This window comes from Nocardiopsis flavescens (assembly GCF_900141985.1).
In the GTDB taxonomy this organism is placed as follows: Bacteria; Actinomycetota; Actinomycetes; order Streptosporangiales; family Streptosporangiaceae; genus Nocardiopsis; species Nocardiopsis flavescens.
Genome location: NZ_FQZK01000002.1, coordinates 262,399 through 282,428, shown reverse-complemented (window position 1 = coordinate 282,428; position 20,030 = coordinate 262,399). Strand labels below are relative to the sequence as shown.

General features: G+C 73.3%; 16 protein-coding genes. 12 read left to right on the top strand and 4 right to left on the bottom strand.

Going from position 1 to position 20,030, the window contains the following annotated elements; translation table 11 throughout:
• The first annotated feature begins 18 nt into the window (after positions 1 to 18).
• Positions 19 to 981 carry a DNA polymerase III subunit delta gene (holA, locus tag BUE45_RS05555; protein WP_073375980.1) on the top strand — a complete coding sequence of 321 codons (963 nt, stop codon included), beginning with the start codon at positions 19 to 21 and terminating at the stop codon, positions 979 to 981.
• A 91-nt stretch (positions 982 to 1,072) separates the two neighbouring features.
• Here the strand turns inward: holA and BUE45_RS05550 are convergent, their stop codons facing one another.
• The gene (locus BUE45_RS05550; RefSeq protein ID WP_073375976.1) at positions 1,073 to 2,281 is read right to left on the bottom strand and encodes an amidohydrolase family protein; all 1,209 of its coding nucleotides are present in this window, start codon (positions 2,279 to 2,281) and stop codon (positions 1,073 to 1,075) included.
• A gap of 405 nt (positions 2,282 to 2,686) precedes the next feature.
• A complete protein-coding gene (gene hflX, locus BUE45_RS05545; RefSeq protein WP_073375973.1) occupies positions 2,687 to 4,219 on the bottom strand; it encodes a GTPase HflX in 1,533 nt (510 codons plus the stop codon).
• Between the two features lie 336 nt (positions 4,220 to 4,555).
• On the opposite strand from hflX, the gene aceB reads away from it, so the two are divergent.
• The 4 genes from aceB (at position 4,556) to BUE45_RS05525 (ending at position 10,408) form a co-directional block, all read left to right on the top strand.
• Positions 4,556 to 6,160: a malate synthase A gene (gene aceB, locus BUE45_RS05540; RefSeq protein ID WP_073375970.1), complete on the top strand. Its 1,605-nt coding sequence runs from the start codon at positions 4,556 to 4,558 to the stop codon at positions 6,158 to 6,160.
• 188 nt (positions 6,161 to 6,348) lie between these two features.
• On the top strand, positions 6,349 to 7,833 hold the full coding sequence (locus BUE45_RS05535) for an FAD-linked oxidase C-terminal domain-containing protein (RefSeq protein WP_245832827.1): 1,485 nt from the start codon (positions 6,349 to 6,351) through the stop codon (positions 7,831 to 7,833).
• 14 nt (positions 7,834 to 7,847) lie between these two features.
• The gene (locus BUE45_RS05530; RefSeq protein WP_073375967.1) at positions 7,848 to 9,098 is read left to right on the top strand and encodes an FAD-binding oxidoreductase; all 1,251 of its coding nucleotides are present in this window, start codon (positions 7,848 to 7,850) and stop codon (positions 9,096 to 9,098) included.
• Complete coding sequence (locus tag BUE45_RS05525; protein ID WP_073375964.1) at positions 9,095 to 10,408, top strand: (Fe-S)-binding protein; 1,314 nt, start codon at positions 9,095 to 9,097, stop codon at positions 10,406 to 10,408. The genes BUE45_RS05530 and BUE45_RS05525 overlap by 4 nt, the downstream gene beginning before the upstream one ends.
• 24 nt (positions 10,409 to 10,432) lie before the next feature.
• Here BUE45_RS05525 and dapF read toward each other — a convergent pair whose 3' ends face one another.
• A complete protein-coding gene (dapF, locus tag BUE45_RS05520; protein ID WP_073375961.1) occupies positions 10,433 to 11,248 on the bottom strand; it encodes a diaminopimelate epimerase in 816 nt (271 codons plus the stop codon).
• A gap of 108 nt (positions 11,249 to 11,356) precedes the next feature.
• On the opposite strand from dapF, the gene miaA reads away from it, so the two are divergent.
• The 3 genes from miaA (at position 11,357) to BUE45_RS05505 (ending at position 14,597) form a co-directional block, all read left to right on the top strand.
• On the top strand, positions 11,357 to 12,346 hold the full coding sequence (miaA, locus tag BUE45_RS05515) for a tRNA (adenosine(37)-N6)-dimethylallyltransferase MiaA (RefSeq protein WP_073375957.1): 990 nt from the start codon (positions 11,357 to 11,359) through the stop codon (positions 12,344 to 12,346).
• A gap of 249 nt (positions 12,347 to 12,595) precedes the next feature.
• Positions 12,596 to 13,333, top strand: a complete 738-nt coding sequence (locus tag BUE45_RS05510) for a TetR/AcrR family transcriptional regulator (RefSeq protein ID WP_073375953.1) — start codon at positions 12,596 to 12,598, stop codon at positions 13,331 to 13,333.
• Between the two features lie 16 nt (positions 13,334 to 13,349).
• Positions 13,350 to 14,597, top strand: coding sequence for a cytochrome P450 family protein (locus BUE45_RS05505; RefSeq protein ID WP_073375949.1), 1,248 nt, complete (start codon positions 13,350 to 13,352; stop codon positions 14,595 to 14,597).
• 81 nt (positions 14,598 to 14,678) lie between these two features.
• Here the strand turns inward: BUE45_RS05505 and miaB are convergent, their stop codons facing one another.
• Positions 14,679 to 16,142 carry a tRNA (N6-isopentenyl adenosine(37)-C2)-methylthiotransferase MiaB gene (miaB, locus tag BUE45_RS05500; RefSeq protein WP_218619506.1) on the bottom strand — a complete coding sequence of 488 codons (1,464 nt, stop codon included), beginning with the start codon at positions 16,140 to 16,142 and terminating at the stop codon, positions 14,679 to 14,681.
• A 351-nt stretch (positions 16,143 to 16,493) separates the two neighbouring features.
• On the opposite strand from miaB, the gene BUE45_RS05495 reads away from it, so the two are divergent.
• From BUE45_RS05495 to BUE45_RS05480, 4 genes are all read left to right on the top strand, one after another.
• Complete coding sequence (locus BUE45_RS05495; RefSeq protein WP_178378460.1) at positions 16,494 to 17,237, top strand: amino acid ABC transporter ATP-binding protein; 744 nt, start codon at positions 16,494 to 16,496, stop codon at positions 17,235 to 17,237.
• A gap of 67 nt (positions 17,238 to 17,304) precedes the next feature.
• Entirely contained in the window at positions 17,305 to 18,171 is an 867-nt protein-coding gene (locus BUE45_RS05490) for a glutamate ABC transporter substrate-binding protein (protein ID WP_073375941.1), read from the top strand.
• A gap of 81 nt (positions 18,172 to 18,252) precedes the next feature.
• Complete coding sequence (locus BUE45_RS05485; protein WP_073375937.1) at positions 18,253 to 18,927, top strand: amino acid ABC transporter permease; 675 nt, start codon at positions 18,253 to 18,255, stop codon at positions 18,925 to 18,927.
• On the top strand, positions 18,924 to 19,949 hold the full coding sequence (locus BUE45_RS05480) for an amino acid ABC transporter permease (protein WP_073375934.1): 1,026 nt from the start codon (positions 18,924 to 18,926) through the stop codon (positions 19,947 to 19,949). The genes BUE45_RS05485 and BUE45_RS05480 overlap by 4 nt, the downstream gene beginning before the upstream one ends.
• Positions 19,950 to 20,030: the final 81 nt, after the last annotated feature.

Here is a 20,030-nt window from a genome sequence, read left to right as displayed (position 1 = left end):
GCGTGGCATGCTCGTGGTATGCCTGCACCCGCCCCGATCACGATCATCGTCGGCGACGAGGAGCTCCTCGTCGACCGGGCCGTCGCCTCCATCGTGGCGGCCGTCCGCGCCGAGGACCCGGAGGTGGACGTGCACGACCTCGTCCCCGCCCAGGTGGGTCCGCACACCCTGGTGGAGGTCACCTCCCCGTCGCTGTTCGGCGACCGCCGGGTGGTCGTGCTGCGCTCCTCCCAGGACCTGGTCAAGGACCTGGCCGAGACGGTGACGGCCTACCTCAAGGACCCGGCCGACGACGTCACCCTGGTGCTGGCGCACGCGGGCGGCAACAAGGGCAAGGCCCTGCTCCAGGCCGCGGTCAAGGCGGGGGCCGCCCGCGTGGACTGCAAGGGCCCGACCAAGGGGCCCGAGCGGGTGGCGTTCGTCAAGGCCGAGTTCGCGGCGGCGGGGCGGCAGATCGCCCCGGACGCCGCCCAGGCACTGCTGGACGCGGTCGGCAGCGAGCTGCGCGAGATCGCGGCGGCCTGCACCCAGCTGATCGCCGACACCGAGGGCCGGGTGGACGCCGCCGCCGTGGCCCGGTACCACTCGGGCCGGGCGGAGGCGTCGGGGTTCACCGTCGCCGACCGCGCGGTCGAGGGCCGCCTGCCCGAGGCCCTGGAGCAGCTGCGCTGGTCGCTGGCGGTGGGCACCGCGCCGGTGCTCATCAACAGCGCGCTGGCGGGCGCGGTGCGCGGCATCGCGGTGGTGGCGGGGCCCTCGCGGGGCGGCTCGGACGCCGACCTGGCCAAGAGCGCCAAGGTGCCGCCGTGGAAGCTGCGGACGCTGCGCCAGCAGGCGCGCGGCTGGTCGCCGGCGGGGATCGGCCGGGCGATGTCGGTGGTCGCCGAGACGGACGCGCTGATCAAGGGCGCGGGCCGCGACCCGGAGTACGCGCTGGAGCGCGCCGTCATCGAGATCGCCCGTGCCCGGGGCCGCCGCTAGGGCCCGTTCGCCGGATCGTCGCGGGTCACGGGGACCGGACCCGCCTCCCGCCGCGCGGCACGCGCGGTACGGGGCCGGACGGAGCCGGCGGTCAGTGGATGGTGCGGCCGCCCTGCCAGACGTGGAGGGCCTTGAGGCCCATCGACCAGGCGAACGCGCCCTCGTGGTCGGCGTCCCACTGGACCAGGTCGGCGAGGTTGCCGGGGGTGAGCATGCCGCGGTCGGCGAGGCCGAGCGCGCGGGCGCCGCCGACGGTGGCGGCGTGCAGCGCCTCCTGGACCGTCATCTGGAACATGGCGACCGCCAGGGAGATGATGAGCGGCATCGACGTGGCCCCGCTCTGCCCGGGGTTGTGGTCGGTGCCCAGCCCGACGGGGACGCCGTGGTCGAGCAGGGACCGCACCGGCGGGTGGCGGCGCTCGTGCATCGACGTGGTGGGGCAGGCGACCACGGGGGTGCGGGTGGCGGCCAGCGCCAGGATGTCATCGTCGTCGGTCTCGTGCAGCAGGTCCACGGAGGTGCAACCCAGCTCGGCGGCCATGCGCACGGCGCCGTGGCGGGGGCGCGAGCAGGCGTGCAGGGTGGTGCGCAGCCCCACGGACTGGCCCACGGACAGGAGCATCCGCGCGTCGTCGGTGGTGAACTGCCGGTTGTCGCAGTAGACGTCCACCCCGTCGGCGCCCACCTGCGCGGCGTCGGCGAGCCAGGAGGCGGCGGTGGCGACGTACTCGGCGGGGCGGCCGAAGAACTCGGGCGGCACCCCGTGTGCGGGGAAGAACGTGATGTGCAGGCGCGGCATCCCCGGCTCCTCCTCCAGGGAGCGCAGCAGGCGCACGTCGGCCAGCTCGCCGTCGCGGGTGAGGTGGTACCCGGTCTTGGCCTCGACGGTGGTGGTGCCGGTGATGACCCAGTGCCGCAGCCGCTCCCGCACCGCGTTGCACAGGGTCCAGGGGTCGGTCCCGCGCGTGATGGTGACGGTGGTGGACACGCCGCCGCCCGCCGCGAAGATGTCCCCCTGGGAGGCGCCCTTGGCCCACATGCTGACCTCGGCGTAGCGGTCGCCCGCGTAGACGGGGTGGCAGTGGGCGTCGACGAGTCCGGGCGTGATGAGCCCGCCGCCGATGTTGATGATGTCGTCGACGTCGGTGAGGTCCTCGTAGACCCCGGGCAGCCGCTGCGGGAGCTCGGCGGCGGGGCCGACCCAGGCCACCCGCTCGTCGTCGATCAGGAGCGCCGCCTTGGTCAGCATCTCGTTGCCGGTCCACAGCCGACCGATGTTGCTGAGGAGTACGACAGCCATGGTCGGCCGCCGGTCAGTTCCGCCGTGTGGAATGGAGGGAGGGGTCGTGCAGGGAACGGGCGGACATGGCGACCTCGTATCTGGAACGATCCGACAGGGCCGGTGGGAGCGGCCGGGGGCACCGCCGCGCGGGTCGGGGGCTCAGGCGCGCCGGGCGCGCCGAGTCCGCCGGTCGATGGGGCTGCGGCCGGTGCTCCAAAACCGTAGTCCATTCCCGGACTCCGTGTACACCTCTCCACAGGGACGAATGCGAGTGTTCCGGCCCAGAATTCGCGAGAGCGCGACGTGACGTACCCCATGCGCGGTTCCGGGGCCGGTGGAACGCCGGGTCCCGGCGCCCGCACCGGCCGCCGGGACGCCGACGGGCCCGGCCGCGTCGGCGGCCGGGCCCGTGCGGGACCGGTGTCAGGCGGTGCTGAGGGCGAAGCCCTCCAGCTTGCCCGACAGGGCCTGCGAGACGAAGGCGTGCAGCTCGGTGCCCTCCGCGGTGTGCTCCTCGGACAGGACGCGCCCCTCCTCGTGCACCTTGGCGACCAGGTCGCCGCGCGAGTAGGGCACCCGGACCCGCACCTCGTACGCGAGCTCGGGCAGGGCCCCGGCCAGCGCGGTGACCAGGGCGGGCACTCCGGCCCCGGTCCGGGCGGAGACCTCGACCATGTCGGGGTAGCGGGTGCGCAGCGCCTTGAGCACGTCCGGGTCGGCCGCGTCGACCTTGTTGACCACGATCAGCTCGGGCACCTCGGTGGCGTCGATGTCGGCGAACACCTCGCGGACCGCGGCGATCTGGCTCTCCGGGTCGGGGTGCGACCCGTCGACCACGTGCAGGACGAGGTCGGAGTCGGCGACCTCCTCCAGGGTGGACCGGAACGCCTCGACCAGCTGGTGCGGCAGGTGCCGGACGAACCCGACGGTGTCGCTGAGCGTGAACGCCCGGCCGTCGGGCGTGCGCGCCTGGCGGACCGTGGGGTCCAGGGTGGCGAACAGGGCGTTCTCCACCAGGACCCCGGCGCCGGTCAGCCGGTTGAGCAGGCTGGACTTGCCGGCGTTGGTGTAGCCGGCGATGGCCACCGAGGGCACGTGCCGGGTGCGGCGGACGTCGCGCTTGACGTCGCGGGCGATGCGCATGTGGGCGAGCTGCCTGCGCAGCTTGGCCATCTTGTCGTTGATGCGCCGCCGGTCGGTCTCGATCTTGGTCTCACCGGGTCCGCGCAGGCCCACGCCGCCTCCGGCGCCGCCGCCGGAGCCGCCCGCCTGCCGGGACAGGCTGTCGCCCCAGCCGCGCAGGCGCGGGAGCAGGTAGCTGAGCTGGGCCAGTTCGACCTGGGCCTTGCCCTCGCTGCTGCGCGCGTGCTGGGCGAAGATGTCCAGGATGAGCGCGGTGCGGTCGACGACCTTGACCTTGACCACGTCCTCCAGCTGGCGCAGCTGGCCGGGGGTGAGCTCGCCGTCGCAGATGACGGTGTCGGCCCCGGTGGACTCGACGATGTCGCGGAGCTCGGCGGCCTTGCCCTTGCCGACGTAGGTGGCGGGGTCGGGCTTGGACCGGCGCTGGGTGAGGCCCTCCAGGACCATGGCACCGGCGGTCTCGGACAGGGCGGCCAGCTCGGTGAGCGAGTTGTCCGCGTCGGCCTGGGTGCCGCTGGTCCACACGCCGATCAGGACGACGCGCTCCAGCCGCAGCGACCGGTACTCGACCTCGGTGACGTCGGTGAGTTCGGTGGACAGCCCCTGGACGCGGCGCAGTGCGTGCCGGTCCGCGAGTTCCATCTCGCCCTGGTCGGGGGTGTCACCGTACACGTGGCGGTCGCCGCCGTTGTCGCGGCGGGACCCCTCACCGGTGTCGGTCCCGTCCTGGGCGGCGAACGTGTCGTGGAGCCTCTCCTCGTCGGCGGCCTCGAAGGCCTCGCGGGCGCTTCCACGGGTTTCAGCAGTATTCATATCCCTCCAGGTGGGTCAACGCGGTCACCGGGGTGATTCTTCCCGGCCCGCGCCGTGCGGGCCGCCCCGTCGATGGTGACACGCGCTTCCCGCCGGGGCACCTGAATTATCGCAGGCCACGTGGCGGAAGACACGCCGCCACCGACGCGTCCGCAAATCCCCTGGCCAGAGCCCGATGACAAGAACCGCGGAAGTTGACGGAGAATTTTCGGCAAGCTTGACCCCGTGCGAAAATCCGTTGTCATGCACGGCGGGGCCGCCGTTGACCCCGCCTCACCAGCACCGGTAGCGTTTTCCACATCCCAGAAGCGTTTTTCGTATTGCGGAAGGTTTGCCATGGGCGCCACCAACGGGGTCGAGATCACCGGCCCCCTCCACGACCGGTTCGACGAGATCCTCACCGACGGGGCGCTGTCCCTCGTCGCCGAACTGCACCGCGCCTTCGACGGGCGGCGCCGCGAACTCCTGGCCGCGCGCAAGGTCCGCGAGGAACAGGTCGCCTCCGGCGTCGACCTCGACTTCCTGCCCGAGACCGAGCACATCCGCAAGGACGACTCCTGGCGGGTCGCCCCGCCCGCGCCCGGCATCACCGACCGCCGCGTCGAGATCACCGGGCCGACCGACCGCAAGATGACCGTCAACGCGCTCAACTCCGGCGCCAAGGTGTGGCTGGCCGACTTCGAGGACGCCAACACCCCGCTGTGGGAGAACATGGTCCAGGGGCAGCTCAACCTGCGCGACGCCCTGGACCGCACCATCGACTTCACCTCCCCCCAGGGCAAGTCCTACGCCCTGCGGGACGACGCGGAGCTGGCGACCGTCGTGGTCCGCCCCCGCGGGTGGCACCTGGACGAGAAGCACATCCTGGTCGACGGCGCCCGCGTCAGCGGCGGCATCGTCGACTTCGCCCTCTACTTCTTCCACTGCGCGCAGCGCCAGCTGGACAAGGGCAGGGGGCCGTACTTCTACCTGCCGAAGATGCAGGGCCACCTGGAGGCCCGCCTCTGGAACGACGTCTTCGTCCTAGCCCAGGAGCGCCTGGGCATCCCCCGCGGGACCGTCCGCGCCACCTGCCTCATCGAGACCATCCCGGCCGCGTTCGAGATGGAGGAGATCCTCTACGAGCTGCGCGAGCACTCCGCGGGCCTGAACGCGGGCCGCTGGGACTACCTGTTCAGCATCATCAAGACCCACCGCACCCGCGGCCGCGACTTCGTGCTGCCCGAGCGCAACGCCGTCACCATGACCGCCCCGATGATGCGCGCCTACACCGAGCTGCTGGTCAAGACCTGCCACAAGCGCGGCGCCCACGCCATCGGCGGCATGGCCGCGTTCATCCCGTCCCGCCGGGACGAGGAGGTCAACAGGACCGCCTTCGCCAAGGTCCGGGACGACAAGTCCCGCGAGTCCGGCGACGGCTTCGACGGCTCCTGGGTCGCCCACCCCGACCTGGTGCCGATCGCCATGGAGGTCTTCGACGGCGTCCTGGGCGAGCGGCCCCACCAGATCGACAGGCAGCGCCCCGAGGTCGAGGTCTCCGCGGCCGACCTGCTGGCCGTCGACCGCACCCCGGGCGGGGTCACCCTGGCGGGCCTGCGCGGCAACGTCAACGTCGCCCTCCAGTACCTGGCGGCCTGGATGGGCGGCAACGGCGCGGTGGCGATCCACAACCTGATGGAGGACGCCGCCACCGCCGAGATCTCGCGCTCCCAGATCTGGCAGTGGCTGCACAACGGCATCACCCTCGACGACGGCCCCGAGGTCACCGCCGAGCTGGTCTCCGGGATCATCGACGAGGAGCTGGAGGCGATCCGCCGGGCCCAGGGGGAGGCCTTCGACGAGGGCCTCTACACGCAGGCCAAGGAGCTCTTCTCCGAGGTCGCGCTGGCCGACGAGTACGTCGACTTCCTGACCCTGCCCGCCTACGAGCGGATGCCGTAGCGGGCGGCGGGCCCCGGCGCGGGGGGCGGCGGTCCGGCTGGACCGCCGCCCCCCGCGTCCGTCGGGGCGGGCGGGGGAGGAACTCCCGCAGGTCCCCTTGTGCCCTGACCCGCACGGCCGTACCTTTCCAGTGCAGGGACGTCCACATAGAGGTCTGACCACACCCGCGACGACGGCCGGGAGGCGCCGTGCCCGAGACCGCCCACCCGATCCCGGCCGCCGTGGCCGCGCTGGTCCCCCGCCTGCGCGAGATCTGCGGCGGGGACGGGGTGCTGACCGACGCCTCCCGCCGCCGCGTCTACGACACCGACGGCATCACCCACCACCGCGAGGTCCCCGGCGTGGTGGTGCTGCCCACCACCGCCGCGCAGGTCGCCGCCGTGGTGGGGCTGTGCGCCGGGAGCGGGGTGCCCTTCGTCCCCCGCGGCGCGGGCACCGGCCTGTCCGGCGGCGCCCTGCCCCACCCCGAGGGCGTGCTGCTGGCCACCTCGCGCATGCGCCGGATCGTCGAGGTCGACCCGGACAACGAGTGCGCCGTGGTCGAGCCCGGGGTCACCAACCTCGACGTCAGCCGGGCCGCGGCGCCGTACGGCTACTACTACGCGCCCGACCCCTCCAGCCAGCAGGTGTGCTCGGTGGGCGGCAACGTCGCCGAGAACTCGGGCGGAGCCCACTGCCTCAAGTACGGGTTCACCGTCAACCACGTGCGCGGGCTCGACGTGGTCACCCCCGACGGCGTCCTGACGCGGCTGGGCGGCAAGGCCCCCGATTCCCCCGGCCACGACCTCATCGGCGCGTTCATCGGCTCCGAGGGGACCCTCGGCATCGCCACCCGGGTCACCGTGGGCCTGACCCGGCTGCCGGAGCGGACCGTCACCCTGCTGTCGGCGTTCACGTCCATGGACGCCGGCGGGCGCGCGGTGAGCGACGTCATCGCCGCCGGGGTGCTGCCCTCGGCGATCGAGATGATGGACGCCCTGGCGATCGAGGCCGCCGAGGCGGCGGTGGCCTGCGACTACCCGGCGGGCGCCGCCGCGGTGCTCATCGTGGAGCTGGACGGGCCGGCCGCCGAGGTGCGGTCCCAGGTCGCGGAGGTCACCCGGCTGTGCGCCGCCGCCGGGGCGTTCGAGACCCGCACCGCCGCGGACGCCGACGAGCGGTCCCGGATCTGGAAGGGCCGCAAGTCGGCGTTCGCCGCCGTGGGCCGGATCAGCCCCTCCTACATCGTCCAGGACGGGGTGGTGCCGCGCACCGCCCTGCCCGAGGTGCTGCGCCGCATCGACGAGCTGTCGCGGGAGAGCGGCATCCGGGTCGCCAACGTGTTCCACGCCGGGGACGGCAACCTCCACCCGCTGGTGCTGTTCGACGACGGCGAGCCCGGCGCGGGCGAGCGGGCGGAGGCGGTGTCGGGGGCGATCCTCGACCTGTGCGTGGAGCACGGCGGGTCCCTCACCGGCGAGCACGGGGTGGGCGTGGACAAGGCGTGCAAGATGCCGCGCATGTACTCCCCCGACGACCTGGCGACCTTCGACCTCTTCCGGGGCGCCCTGGACCCGCGGGGGATCGCCAACCCGTACAAGCTGCTGCCCACCCCGCGCCTGTGCGGGGAGGTGCCGGGGGTGCGCACGGGCGTGCACCCGCTGGTGGAGTCGGGCGAGGCGGAACAGTTCTGAGCGAGGGGGCCGGTGTGGGACGGCAGGGGACCGAGGGGGTCCGCGCGGGCGGGCCGCGGGACGCCGTGTGCGGTGTCGTCCCGGCGCGGACGGCGCGCCCGCGGGACACGGAGGAGCTGGCGGGCCTGCTCGCGGAGGCGGACCGCCGCGGGTGGTCGGTGGCCGCCCGGGGCGGCGGCACCGGCCTGGACTGGGGCGGGCGCCCGCCCGCGGTGGACCTGCTGGTGGACACCCGCGGGCTGGTCCGGATCGACCACGACGCGGGCGACCTGGTGGCGGAGGTCGGCGCGGGGACCCCGGTGTCCGAGCTGACCGCCGTGCTCGCCGCCGCCGGCCAGCGCCTGTCCGCGGACCCGGTCCGGGCCGGGGGGACCGTGGGCGGCATGCTCGCCACCGGACTCTCGGGGCCGCGGCGGCTGCTCACCGGTGCGCTGCGCGACCTGGTCATCGGCATGACGGTGGTGCGCCCGGACGGGGTGGCGGCGCGCAGCGGCGGCCGGGTGGTCAAGAACGTCGCCGGGTACGACCTGGCCAAACTGCACGTCGGCGGCTACGGCGCCCTGGGCGTCATCGCCTCCGCCGCCTTCCGCCTGCACCCCCTGCCCCCGGCCCTGCGGCTGGTGGAGCTGCCGCTGCCCTCCCTCGCCCACGCCGAGCGGCGGCTCGCGCTGCTGCGGGCGGGCGGCGCCGTGCCCGCCGCGGTGGACCTGGACTGGCCGGCGCGGGGGCGGTCGCGCCTGCGCGTGGTGCTGGAGGGCACGCCCGCGGGGGTCGACGCCCGCGCCGCCGAGGTGGTCGCCTCCCTGGGCGGCGGCCTGCCCGCCGAAGAGGTGCGGGTGTCCGGGGAACTGCCCCCGGACTGGGGTCTGCTCCCCGCCGGGGGGACCCTGGTCCGGCTGTCCGTGCCCCCGGCGGACGCGCCCGCGGCGGCCGCCCTGGCCGCCGAGCTGGGCGGGGCCGCGGGCACCGGTGCCCGCACCACGGGTTCCGCCCGGGCGGGCGCCCTGGTCACCGCGTTCCCGCCGGGGGCCGACGCCGGCGCCGTGTCCGCCGTCCTGGAGGGGCTGCGCTCGCGCCCGGGGTGGTCGGCGACGGTGCTGCGCGCGGAGCCGCACCTGCACGACGCCGGGATCGACCTGTGGGGCGAGGTGCCCGGCCTGGAGATGATGCGCGCGGTCAAGCGCGCCATGGACCCCGGCCACCGCATGGCGCCCGGGCGCTTCGTGACCGACACCCCGCACACCCGCCGGGAGGAACGACCGTGACCGACCTGCCCGACCCCGCGGCCGAGCGCTCCTTCGGGGACCTGCTGGGCGACTGCGTGCACTGCGGCTTCTGCCTGCCCACCTGCCCCACCCACGTGCTGTGGGGGCAGGAGGCGGACTCCCCGCGCGGGCGCATCCACCTGATGGCGCAGGCCCACGAGGACGTGCTGACCGAGGCCGCCGTCGGCCACTTCGACAACTGCCTGGGCTGTCTGGCCTGCGTGACGTCCTGCCCGTCGGGGGTGGCCTACGACGCCCTCATCGAGCGCACCCGGGTGCGGGTGGAGGAGGAGCACCGGCGGCCGGCGCCCGAGCGGGCGCTGCGCGGCGCGGTGTTCGCGCTCTTCCCGCACCGGCGGCGGCTGCGCCTGCTGCGCGGACCGCTGCGGGCCTACCGGGCGTCGGGGGCGTCCTCGCTGGTGCGCCGTTCCGGGCTGCTGGACCGGCTCTCGCCGGCGCTGGCCGCGATGGAGCGCATCGCGCCGCCGGCGGCGGCCCGCCCCGCCGAGGTCCCCGGGCTCGTCCCGGCGGCGGGCCGCAGGCGGGCCCGGGTGGGGATGCTGCTGGGGTGCGTGCAGGACGCGTTCTTCCCGGACGTGAACACCGCGACGGCGCGGGTGCTGGCGCTGGAGGGCTGCGAGGTCGTGGTCCCCCGGGACCAGGGCTGCTGCGGCGCGCTCTCGGGGCACGCCGGCCGGGGCGCCGAGGCGGCGGGGTTCCTGGAGGACCTGATCGGCGTCTTCGAGCGCGCCGGCGTCGACCGGATCGTGGTGAACTCGGCGGGCTGCGGCTCGGGGATGCGCCACGCCGGACGGGTGCTGGCCGGGGCCGGGGCCGACGAGGCGCTGGTGCGGCGGGGCCGGGCGTTCGCCGCCAAGGTCGTGGACCTCACCGAGTTCCTGGTGGACCTGGGACCGGTGGCCGAACGCCACCCGCTGCCGCTGCACGCCGTCTACCAGGACGCCTGCCACCTGTCCCACGGCCAGGGGGTGACCCGCCAGCCGCGCGCCCTGCTGGCGGGCATCCCGGAGCTGACCGTGTCGGAGCTGCCGGACAGGGAGGTCTGCTGCGGCTCGGCGGGCGTCTACAACCTGTTCAACCCCGTCCCCGCCCGGGAGCTGGGCGACCGCAAGGCCGCCGGCGCCGCCTCGACCGGGGCCCGGCTGCTGGTGTCGGGCAACCCGGGCTGCTCGCTCCAGATCGCCTCGGCGCTGGAGCGGGCGGGCACGCCGATGGCGGTGGCGCACACCGCCCGGGTCCTGGACGCCTCCCTGCGCGGGCTGCCGGCGGAGAGCCTGCTGAACGGCTGAGGCGTGCCGGGTCGGCCGGACGGGTCAGACGAGGGAGGTCTCGCCCTCGGCGACGATGGCGGCGGGCCCGCGCAGGCGGGCGCCGTCGGCGTCGAGGAACACGGTGCACTCGCCGCCCGGGACCCGCACCCGCCAGGTGGCGCCCTCGCCGGGCGGGGTCGCCGCCGCGGCGGCGGCGACGATCCCGGTGCCGCAGGAGCGGGTCTCCCCCGCGCCGCGCTCGTACACGCGCATCTCCAGGACCCCCGGGCCGACCTCGTTGTACACCTCGACGTTGGCCCCCGCGGGGAACGCCTCGGGGTCCAGCACCGGCAGGGTGCGCAGGTCCACCCCGGCGACCGGCACGGAGATCTCGCAGGCCAGGTGGGGGTTGCCCACGGAGATGCGGACGCCGTCCACCGTGCGGTCGGCCAGCTTCGCGGAGGAGGAGCCCAGCCGCTCCACCCGGCCCATGTCCACCGTGATGTCGCCGTCGGCCTCGACGGTGACCTCCTTGGCCCCATCGCGGGTGCCGACCTCGAACCGGTCGGCTCCGACCAGCCCGGCGTGCAGCAGGTAGCGGGCGAACACCCGCACCCCGTTGCCGCACATCTCGGCGACGCCGCCGTCGGCGTTGCGGTAGTCCATGAACCACTCGGTGCGCTCGGCGGTCCGGGCGGAGGGGGCGAGCGCCTCGCCCAGGGCCCGGGTGCGCACCACGCGCAGGATGCCGTCGCCGCCGATCCCGGCCCGCCGGTCGCAGAGCAGGCGGACATCGGCCTCCGTGAGGCCGAGCCCCCCGTCCGGGTCGGGGAGGATCACGAAGTCGTTCTCGGTGCCGTGGCCCTTGGCGAATCGCATGCGCCAAGAATAGTGACCCCGCAGGTCTGCTCGGGCCCGCGGAGGAGGCCCCGGGGGTCCGCTCTGGCCCCGGGAGGGTGTGCGGGGAACAGGCCCTAGGCTGGAGGAATGATCAAGGTGATCGCGGTCGTGGGTCCGACCGCCGTGGGCAAGTCCGATCTGGCCGTGGAGATGGCGCTGCGCCTCGAAGAGCGCACCGGCCGCCGCGGCGAGGTGATCAACGCCGACTCCATGCAGCTGTACCGCGGCATGGACATCGGCACCGCCAAGCTCCCGTTCGGGGAGCGGCGCGGTGTGCCCCACCACCTGCTGGACATCTGGGACGTCACCGAGCCCGCGGACGCCGCCAGCTACCAGGCGCTGGCGCGCGAGCGCGTGGAGGACTGCGCCGACCGGGACGTCCTGCCCATCCTGGTGGGCGGCTCCGGGCTGTACGTGCGGTCGGTCCTGGACCACCTGGAGTTCCCGGGGACCGACCCGCAGGTGCGCGCCCGGCTGGAGGCGGAGCTGGCCGAGGTGGGCCCGGGGGTGCTGCACGCACGGCTGGCCGAGGCGGACCCGGCGGCGGCGCGGGCGATCCTGACGGGCAACGGGCGCCGGATCGTGCGGGCGCTGGAGGTCATCGAGCTGACCGGCCGGCCCTTCACGGCGACCCTGCCCGACCACACGTCGTTCTACCCGTGCACGCAGATCGGGCTGACCGCCCCGCGCGAGGAGCTGGACGCGCGCATCGACCTGCGGGTGGACCGCATGTGGGAGCAGGGCCTGGTCGAGGAGGTGCGCGGGCTGGACGGCCGCGGGCTGCGGGAGGGGCGCACGGCGTCCAGGGCGCTGGGGTACGCCCAGGCGCTGTCGCAGCTGGACGGGGAGCTGTCGCCGGAGGAGGCCCGGGCGGCGACCGCCCAGGCCACCCGCCGGTTCGCCCGCCGCCAGGAGTCGTGGTTCCGCCGCGACCCGCGGGTGCGCTGGCTGCCCTACGACTCCCCGGACCTGGTGGAGCGGGCGCTGCACCAGGTGGACACGGCGCTGTCGGTCTCCCGCGACGAGCCCGGCGAGGCGCTGGTGGACATCGCGACGATGGTGCCGCACAACATGTGAGCGCGAACGGAGAGGGGGCGTGCCCGCGGGCACGCCCCCTCTTCTCTTTCCCTCTTCCTCCTCGTCTTTCCCTTGGGCCCCCTGGGCCCCTGCCGCCCCACCGGGGGCTTGTCAGGGGCAGGGCAACGGCCTATTTTTGACCACGTGACCGGTTTTGAAATCTGGTCACACAGTCACGGATCGGGGTGGGGGAACATGAGGGCACGGGCCGACCGGCCTCCCCGGAACCCTCGATCCACAGGAGCGACAGTGGCGAAGACCGCAGATTCCCCCCGCGACACCGAACGCGCCCGCCGGGCGGTGCGCATCCTGGACGCCGCGGCGGAACTCCTCGTCTCGCTGGGCTACGGCAAGGTCACCATCGAGGACGTCGCCCGCCGGGCGGGCGTCGGCAAGGGCACCGTCTACCTGCACTTCCCCACCAAGGAAGTGCTGTTCGGACTGGTCGTGGTCCGGGTCCAGATGGAGGTCGGCACGGCCCTCATCGCACGCATGAAGGCCGACCCGGCCGTGATCCTGCCGGGCGAGACCGCCCGGTGGCTCTACCTCACGCAGTACGAGAAGCCCCTGGTCAACGCCCTCCTGGCCCGCAGCACCGAGACCCTGGGCGGCATCGTCGAGACGGTCGGCGCCACCCAGAGCGGACTGACCGGCCTGCGGGCCCGCGTGATGCAGGACTACTTCACGGTCCTGGGCGGGCACGGGCTGCTGGGCTCGGACCGGCCGGTGGAGGAGCAGAACTACCTGTTCGTCTCGGCCGTCATGGGGGCCCTGGTCTCACCGCCGCTCCTGGCCAGGCAGTCCTACCCGGTCCCCGAACCGCACGTGCGCGCCGAGATCCTCGGCGAGTCCGTGCGCCGGAGCCTGGAGGAGACCGCCGATCCCGAGGCGCTGCTCGCCGCCCGCCCCGAGGTACTCGCGCTGTTCGAGGGGCTCATGGGGTGGGCGCGCAGAGCGCTGGAGGAGTACCTCCCATCCACCGAGTGAACGCCCGGGAGGGCACATGAGCACTCAGACCCTGTTCGAACTGACCGCACCGCCGCCCGACCTGGACCACGTCGCCCTGCTGGAGCGCATCCGCGCGGCCGGGGCGGCGGCCCGCGCCACCGTCGGCGGCATGGAGGTGCGCCTGGTCGTGGACGACGCCGACGCCCGCACGGTCCTGAGCGACCGCCGGTTCGTCGTGGACTCCGCGAACCTGCCCGGGGAGCGGACCGCGCCGACCCGCGCCGAACTGCTGGCGGGCATGGGCATGCGGCCCGAGCTGATCGCCCACGTCACCGAGGGCCTGCTGGACAAGGACGGGATCGACCACCTCCGCCTGCGCAAGCTGGTCACGCGCACCTTCACCGTGCGCCGGGTCCAAGCGCTGCGCCCGCGGATCCGGGCCATCGCCGAGGGGCTGCTCGCCGACCTGCCCGGGCACGCGCGGGAGGGGTCGGTGGACCTGATCGACCACTTCACCTACCCCCTGCCGATCGCGGTCATCTGCGAGCTCCTCGGGGTGCCCGAGGAGGACCGCGCCCCCTGGCGGGAGTGGGGCCACCGCATCACCACGTTCGACCTCACCCGGATCGACGAGGTGAACGGGATCATCGGGGAGATCGTGCAGGGCTGCCGGGACGTCATCGCCCTGCACCGCGCGCAGGAGCACGACGACCTGCTCGGCGACCTGGTCCGGGCCCGCGACGAGGACGGCGACCGGCTCTCGGAGGAGGAACTGGTCACCATGATCATCACCCTGGTGATCGCCGGCCACGAGACCACCGCCAACCTCATCGCCAACGGCACGCACGCCCTGCTCACCCACCCGGAGCAGCTGGCGATGCTGCGGCGGGACCCGGAGCTGATGCAGCCGGCGGTGCACGAGATGCTGCGCTGGTGCGGCCCGGTGTTCCAGACCCGGCCGCGGTTCGCCCTGGAGGACGTGGAGCTGAACACCACGACGATCCCGGCGGGCACCCCCGTGATCGCCATGGCCGCGGGGGCCAACCGGGACCCGGCGGCGCACCCCGACCCGGAGCGGTTCGACATCACCCGGCACCGGGGGCGGCCGGGCGAGGCGCACCTGGCGTTCGGGCACGGCCTGCACTACTGCCTGGGCGCGGCCCTGGCCCGGGCCGAGGGGCACGAGGCGTTCACCGCGCTGCTGGCCGCCTTCCCCGGCCTGGCCCTGGACCCGGAGCACCCGGCGGTGCGCCAGCCCAACCTGGCGTTCGTCCGCTTCGAACAGCTGCGCGTGCGCCTGTAGGGCGCCCGGTCCGGGGCGGCGCCACGCCCCGGACCACGGCGACGGCCCCGGCGCTCGCGCACCGGGGCCGTTCACGGCGGGTCAGAGGTCGCAGCCCCCGACGGGGGCGGGCTGCTCCGCGGGCCTGCCCACGCCCGGCATGCCCAGCAGGACCCCGGGGCCCTTCTCCGGGACGGGGGCGCCGTTGCGGGCGGCCCAGGCGTCCCCGGCCCGGGTGCGGCGCAGGTCCCGCACCCCGGAGTCGGCCACCAGGTGGTGCGGGGCCGCGTAGGTGATCCCGACGGTCACCACGTCGCCGGGACGGGGCTCCTCGGCGTCGCCGACGGCGAAGTGCACCAGGCGGTTGTCGCGGGCGCGGCCGGAGAGGCGGCGGTGCTCGCCGTCCTTGCGGCCCTCGCCGTCGGCGACCAGCAGCTCCACCTCGGTGCCGACCAGCTTCTTGTTCTCCTCCCAGGAGATCCGCTCCTGGAGGTCGACCAGGCGCTGGTAGCGCTCCTTGACGACCTCCGGCGGCACCTGGTCGTCCATGGTGGCGGCGGGGGTTCCGGGGCGCTTGGAGTACTGGAACGTGAACGCGGCGGAGAACCTGGCCTCGCGGACCACGTGCAGCGTCTCCTCGAAGTCCTCCTCGGTCTCGCCGGGGAAGCCCACGATGATGTCGGTGGTGATGGCGGCGTGCGGCATGGCCTCGCGCACCTTCTCCACGATGCCCAGGAAGCGCTCCTGCCGGTAGGACCGGCGCATCGCCTTGAGGACGCGGCTGGAGCCGGACTGCAGGGGCATGTGCAGCTGCGGCATCACGTTGGGCGTCCGGGCCATGGCCTCGATGACGTCGTCGGTGAAGTCGCGCGGGTGCGGTGAGGTGAAGCGGACCCGCTCCAGGCCCTCGACCTCGCCGCAGGCGCGCAGCAGCTTGGAGAACGCCTGCCGGTCGCCGAAGCCGCTGCCGTAGGCGTTGACGTTCTGGCCCAGCAGCGTGATCTCGCTGACGCCCTCCGCGACCAGGGCCCGCACCTCGGCCAGGATGTCGCCGGGGCGGCGGTCCTGCTCCTTGCCGCGCAGGGCGGGGACGATGCAGAAGGTGCAGGTGTTGTTGCACCCGACCGAGATCGACACCCACGCGGCGTACGCCGACTCGCGGCGGCTGGGGAGCGTGGAGGGGAAGTGCTCCAGCGACTCGGCGATCTCTACCTGTGCCTCGCGCTGGACGCGGGAGCGCTCCAGCAGGGCCGGCAGGGAGCCGATGTTGTGGGTGCCGAACACGACGTCGACCCAGGGGGCGCGCCGCACGATCTCACCCCGGTCCTTCTGCGCCAGGCAGCCGCCCACGGCGATCTGCATGCCGGGGTTGGCGTCCTTGACCGGGCGCAGGTGCCCGAGGTTGCCGTACAGGCGGTTGTCCGCGTTCTCCCGGACGGCACAGGTGTTGAAGACGACGATGTCCGCGGTGGTGTCCTCGGCCGCCCGCGCGTACCCAGCGTCCTCCAGCAGACCGGAGAGCCGCTCGGAGTCGTGGACGTTCATCTGGCAGCCGTAGGTCCGCACTTCATAGGTACGACTCTGGCTCACCACCCCAGGCTATCCGGTGCCGCGGACCGCGGAACGCCGCGCAGGGGGAGGGGGTCACTCTCCGCTCCCCGCGGGCGGGGCCGGTTTAGTGACGCCCGGCCTGATATCGGACAGGTGAACTGGGGGAAAGTGACGGTCTTCTGGTGATGGGGCAGCGTGTGCCCCGAAACCGCTGGAAACGATTCCAGTACACTGGGTGACGAAACGGGTACCAATGCTCTGTTCGCATAACGGTTTCATCGATCACGCAGTAACAAGTCAGCCACTCCGCTTGCGGCCGTCGTTTTTAGTGATGACAGCGCAACATCGACCCACTAGGTTCCGACCATGACTTCAACTCCTCTCGTCGTGCTGGAGAACGTCAACAAGCACTTCGGCGACCTGCACGTGCTCCGCGACATCAACCTGACGGTCAACTCCGGCGAGGTGGTAGTCGTCATCGGGCCGTCCGGGTCCGGCAAATCGACGCTGTGCCGCACGATCAACCGCCTGGAGACGATCGACTCCGGCGAGATCAGGCTCGACGACCAGCCGCTCCCGGCCGAGGGGCGCGCGCTCGCCCGCCTGCGCAGCGATGTGGGCATGGTCTTCCAGTCGTTCAACCTGTTCGCGCACAAGACCGTGTTGCAGAACGTGACGCTGGGGCCCATGAAGGTCCTGCGCAAGCCCCGCGGCGAGGCCGAGGCCCACGCCATGGAACTGCTGGACCGGGTCCGTATCGGCAACCAGGCCCAGAAGTACCCGGCCCAGCTCTCCGGCGGCCAGCAGCAGCGCGTGGCCATCGCCCGCGCCCTGGCGATGAGCCCCAAGGTCATCCTCTTCGACGAGCCGACCTCGGCCCTGGACCCCGAGATGGTCCAGGAGGTGCTCGACGTCATGACCGACCTCGCCAAGGACGGTATGACCATGGTCGTGGTCACCCACGAGATGGGGTTCGCCCGTCGCGCCGCCAACCGCGTCGTGTTCATGGCCGACGGAGAGATCGTCGAGGAGAACACCCCGGACGAGTTCTTCACCAACCCCCGGTCGGAGCGGGCCCAGGACTTCCTCTCCAAGATCCTGACCCACTAACCGGTTCCCCACGGCCCCACAAGGGCCGAGTGAGCTTCGCACGAACCCTAAGGAAGAGGTAACCCCAATGCGAGTCCGTCGCATCAGCACCGCCCTGGGCAGCGCCGCGGCCCTGGCCCTCGCCCTGTCCGCCTGTGGCACCGCCGAGGTCGGCGGAGACGGCGGCGAGGGTGGCGGCGAGGGCAACGGCGGTGGCGACACCATCACCATCGGCGTCAAGTACGACCAGCCGGGCCTGGGCCTGGACGAGGGCGGCACCCCCGTCGGCTTCGACGTGGACGTCGCCACCTACATCGCGGGCGAGCTCGGCTACACCCCCGAGCAGATCGAGTGGACCGAGGCCGCCTCCGCCAACCGCGAGTCGTTCCTCCAGCAGGGCACCGTCGACATGATCGTGGCGACCTACTCGATCACCGACGAGCGCCGCCAGGTCGTGGACTTCGCCGGCCCGTACTACGTCGCCCAGCAGGACATCCTGACCCAGGCCGACGACTCCGAGATCAACGGCCCCGAGGACCTCGCCGGCAAGACCCTGTGCTCGGCCTCCGGCTCCCGCTCCGCGAACAACATCGTGGACTCCGAGGAGGACGGCGGCCTGGGCGTCGACGCGCAGCTGCGCGAGGCCGGCAACTACTCCGAGTGCCTGGAGCTGCTCGGCAACGGCACCGTGGACGCGGTGACCACCGACAACACCATCCTCGCGGGCTTCGCCGCGCAGAACCCGGGCCAGTACCGGGTCGTCAACAACCCGTTCGGCGAGGAGAAGTACGGCGTGGGCCTGCCCGCCGGCTCCACCGAGCGCTGCGAGGAGATCAACGCGGCCATCACCAAGATGTGGGACGAGGGCCAGGCCGCCGAGTACCTGGAGGCCGCCTTCGGCGAGACCGACTTCGCCTACGAGGAGTCCGTCCCCGAGCTCGACGCCTGCGCCTGATAACCGCCAACCAACCCCGTCCGGGAGGTGGGGCCGGGCCCGGCCCGGCCCCACCTCCCGGCCCTTGACCGGCTGGGACCCATGGAAGCCTTTCTCAGCAATATCGACAGGGTTGTCGACGGTTTCTCATGGACCGTCCGGCTCACCCTCCTCAGTGCACTGTTCTCCTTCATCCTGGGCATCCTGCTCACCGCCATGCGGGTCTCCCCCGTCCCGCTGCTACGCGGTCTGTCCACCGCCTACGTCGAAGGCATCCGGAACACGCCGCTGACCCTGGTGCTGCTGTTCTGCGGGCTGGGCCTCAACAGCGCCCTGGGCCTGAGCTTCGCCGACACCGTCGCCACGGACGTCTTCTGGTGGGCGGTCATCGGACTGTCGGCCTACACGTCCTGCTTCGTCTCCGAGTCGCTGCGGTCGGGCATCAACACGATCCCGCTCGGACAGGTCGAGGCGGCCCGCTCCCTGGGGCTGACCTTCACCCAGAACCTGCGCATGATCGTCATCCCCCAGGCGCTGCGCACCGTCGTGGGCCCGCTGGGCAGTGTGCTCATCGCGCTCACCAAGAACACCACCGTCGCCTCCGTCGCGGGGCTGGGCGTCCAGGAGGCGTCCCGCCAGATGAAGCTCATGTTCGACCAGGGCATCGCACCGGTCCTGCCGACCTTCGTCGGATTCGCGATCGGCTTCCTGATCCTGACCCTGCCGATGGGTTACTTCTTCGGCTGGCTGTCCAAGCGCGTGGCGGTGGTCCGATGAGCGCCCAGAACTCGGTCCTCTTCGACGCACCGGGCCCCCGCGCCCGGCAGCGCAACATCGTCTACACCGTCTTCACCGTGCTCCTGGCGGTGGTCGGCCTCGCCGTCCTGTACCTGGGGTTCAACCGGACCCTGGCCGACCGCGAGGGGCCGCTGTTCTCGGCGGCCACGTGGGCGGTCAACCCGGACGGCCAGTGGGCGGCCGAGAAGTGGGAGCCGTTCCTGCGGCCGGACACGTGGACCGGGTACGTCATCCCCGGTCTGCAGAACACGCTGACGGCGGCGCTGACCGCCTCGGTGCTGGCCGTGCTGTTCGGTCTCGTCTTCGGCATCGGCCGGATGTCCGAGCGCTGGTGGATCCGCGTCCCGGCGGGGGCCGTGGTGGAGTTCTTCCGCGGCATCCCGCTGCTGATGCTCATCTTCTTCACCATGGCGCTGCCGATCGTCGCCTGGCAGGCGTTCGACATCCCGACCGGCACCTTCCAGGTGACCGCGCTGGCCGCGGTCGTCACCGGCCTGACCCTGTACAACGGGTCGGTGCTGGCGGAGGTGTTCCGCGCGGGCATCCTGGCGGTGCCCAAGGGCCAGGCCGAGGCCGCCCAGGCCGTCGGCATGACCCGGACGCAGACGATGTGGCAGATCCTGATCCCGCAGGCGATCACGGCGATGATGCCCGCGATCGTCGCCCAGCTGGTGGTCCTGCTCAAGGACTCCGCGCTCGGCTACATCGTGGCCTTCCCGGAGCTGCTGCGCAGCTTCACGCTGCTGGCGACCCGCGAGAGCAACGTGATCCCGGCGGCGATCATCTGCGCGGTCATCTACATCGTCATCAACCTCGCCCTGAGCCGGGTGGCGATCTGGCTGGAGCGGCGCAACGCCCGGCGCGGCCGCTCCTCGGCCAGGCCGACCGCCGTCGGCGGCGCCCCGGTCGGGGTCGACGCGACCGGCACGGCCGACGGGGCCGCCGCCGCGGAGGCACCCCCCGAGGAGCCCGACGGGGGCGGGGGGCGCAAGCAGCCCTGATCCGCGACCGCGCGGAGCGGGCCGCACCCCCGGTGCCCGACCGAAGGCCCCGTCCGCGGACGGGGCCTTCGGCGTTCCCGC

Coding starts and splice junctions, on each gene's coding strand:
- aceB (WP_073375970.1), top strand. CDS start 4,556: ATGGGCGCCACCAACGGGGTCGAGATCACCGGCCCCCTCCACGACCGG.
- hflX (WP_073375973.1), bottom strand. CDS start 4,219: ATGAATACTGCTGAAACCCGTGGAAGCGCCCGCGAGGCCTTCGAGGCC.
- BUE45_RS05480 (WP_073375934.1), top strand. CDS start 18,924: ATGAGCGCCCAGAACTCGGTCCTCTTCGACGCACCGGGCCCCCGCGCC.
- miaA (WP_073375957.1), top strand. CDS start 11,357: ATGATCAAGGTGATCGCGGTCGTGGGTCCGACCGCCGTGGGCAAGTCC.
- dapF (WP_073375961.1), bottom strand. CDS start 11,248: ATGCGATTCGCCAAGGGCCACGGCACCGAGAACGACTTCGTGATCCTC.
- holA (WP_073375980.1), top strand. CDS start 19: ATGCCTGCACCCGCCCCGATCACGATCATCGTCGGCGACGAGGAGCTC.
- BUE45_RS05550 (WP_073375976.1), bottom strand. CDS start 2,281: ATGGCTGTCGTACTCCTCAGCAACATCGGTCGGCTGTGGACCGGCAAC.
- BUE45_RS05495 (WP_178378460.1), top strand. CDS start 16,494: ATGACTTCAACTCCTCTCGTCGTGCTGGAGAACGTCAACAAGCACTTC.
- BUE45_RS05505 (WP_073375949.1), top strand. CDS start 13,350: ATGAGCACTCAGACCCTGTTCGAACTGACCGCACCGCCGCCCGACCTG.
- BUE45_RS05485 (WP_073375937.1), top strand. CDS start 18,253: ATGGAAGCCTTTCTCAGCAATATCGACAGGGTTGTCGACGGTTTCTCA.
- BUE45_RS05490 (WP_073375941.1), top strand. CDS start 17,305: ATGCGAGTCCGTCGCATCAGCACCGCCCTGGGCAGCGCCGCGGCCCTG.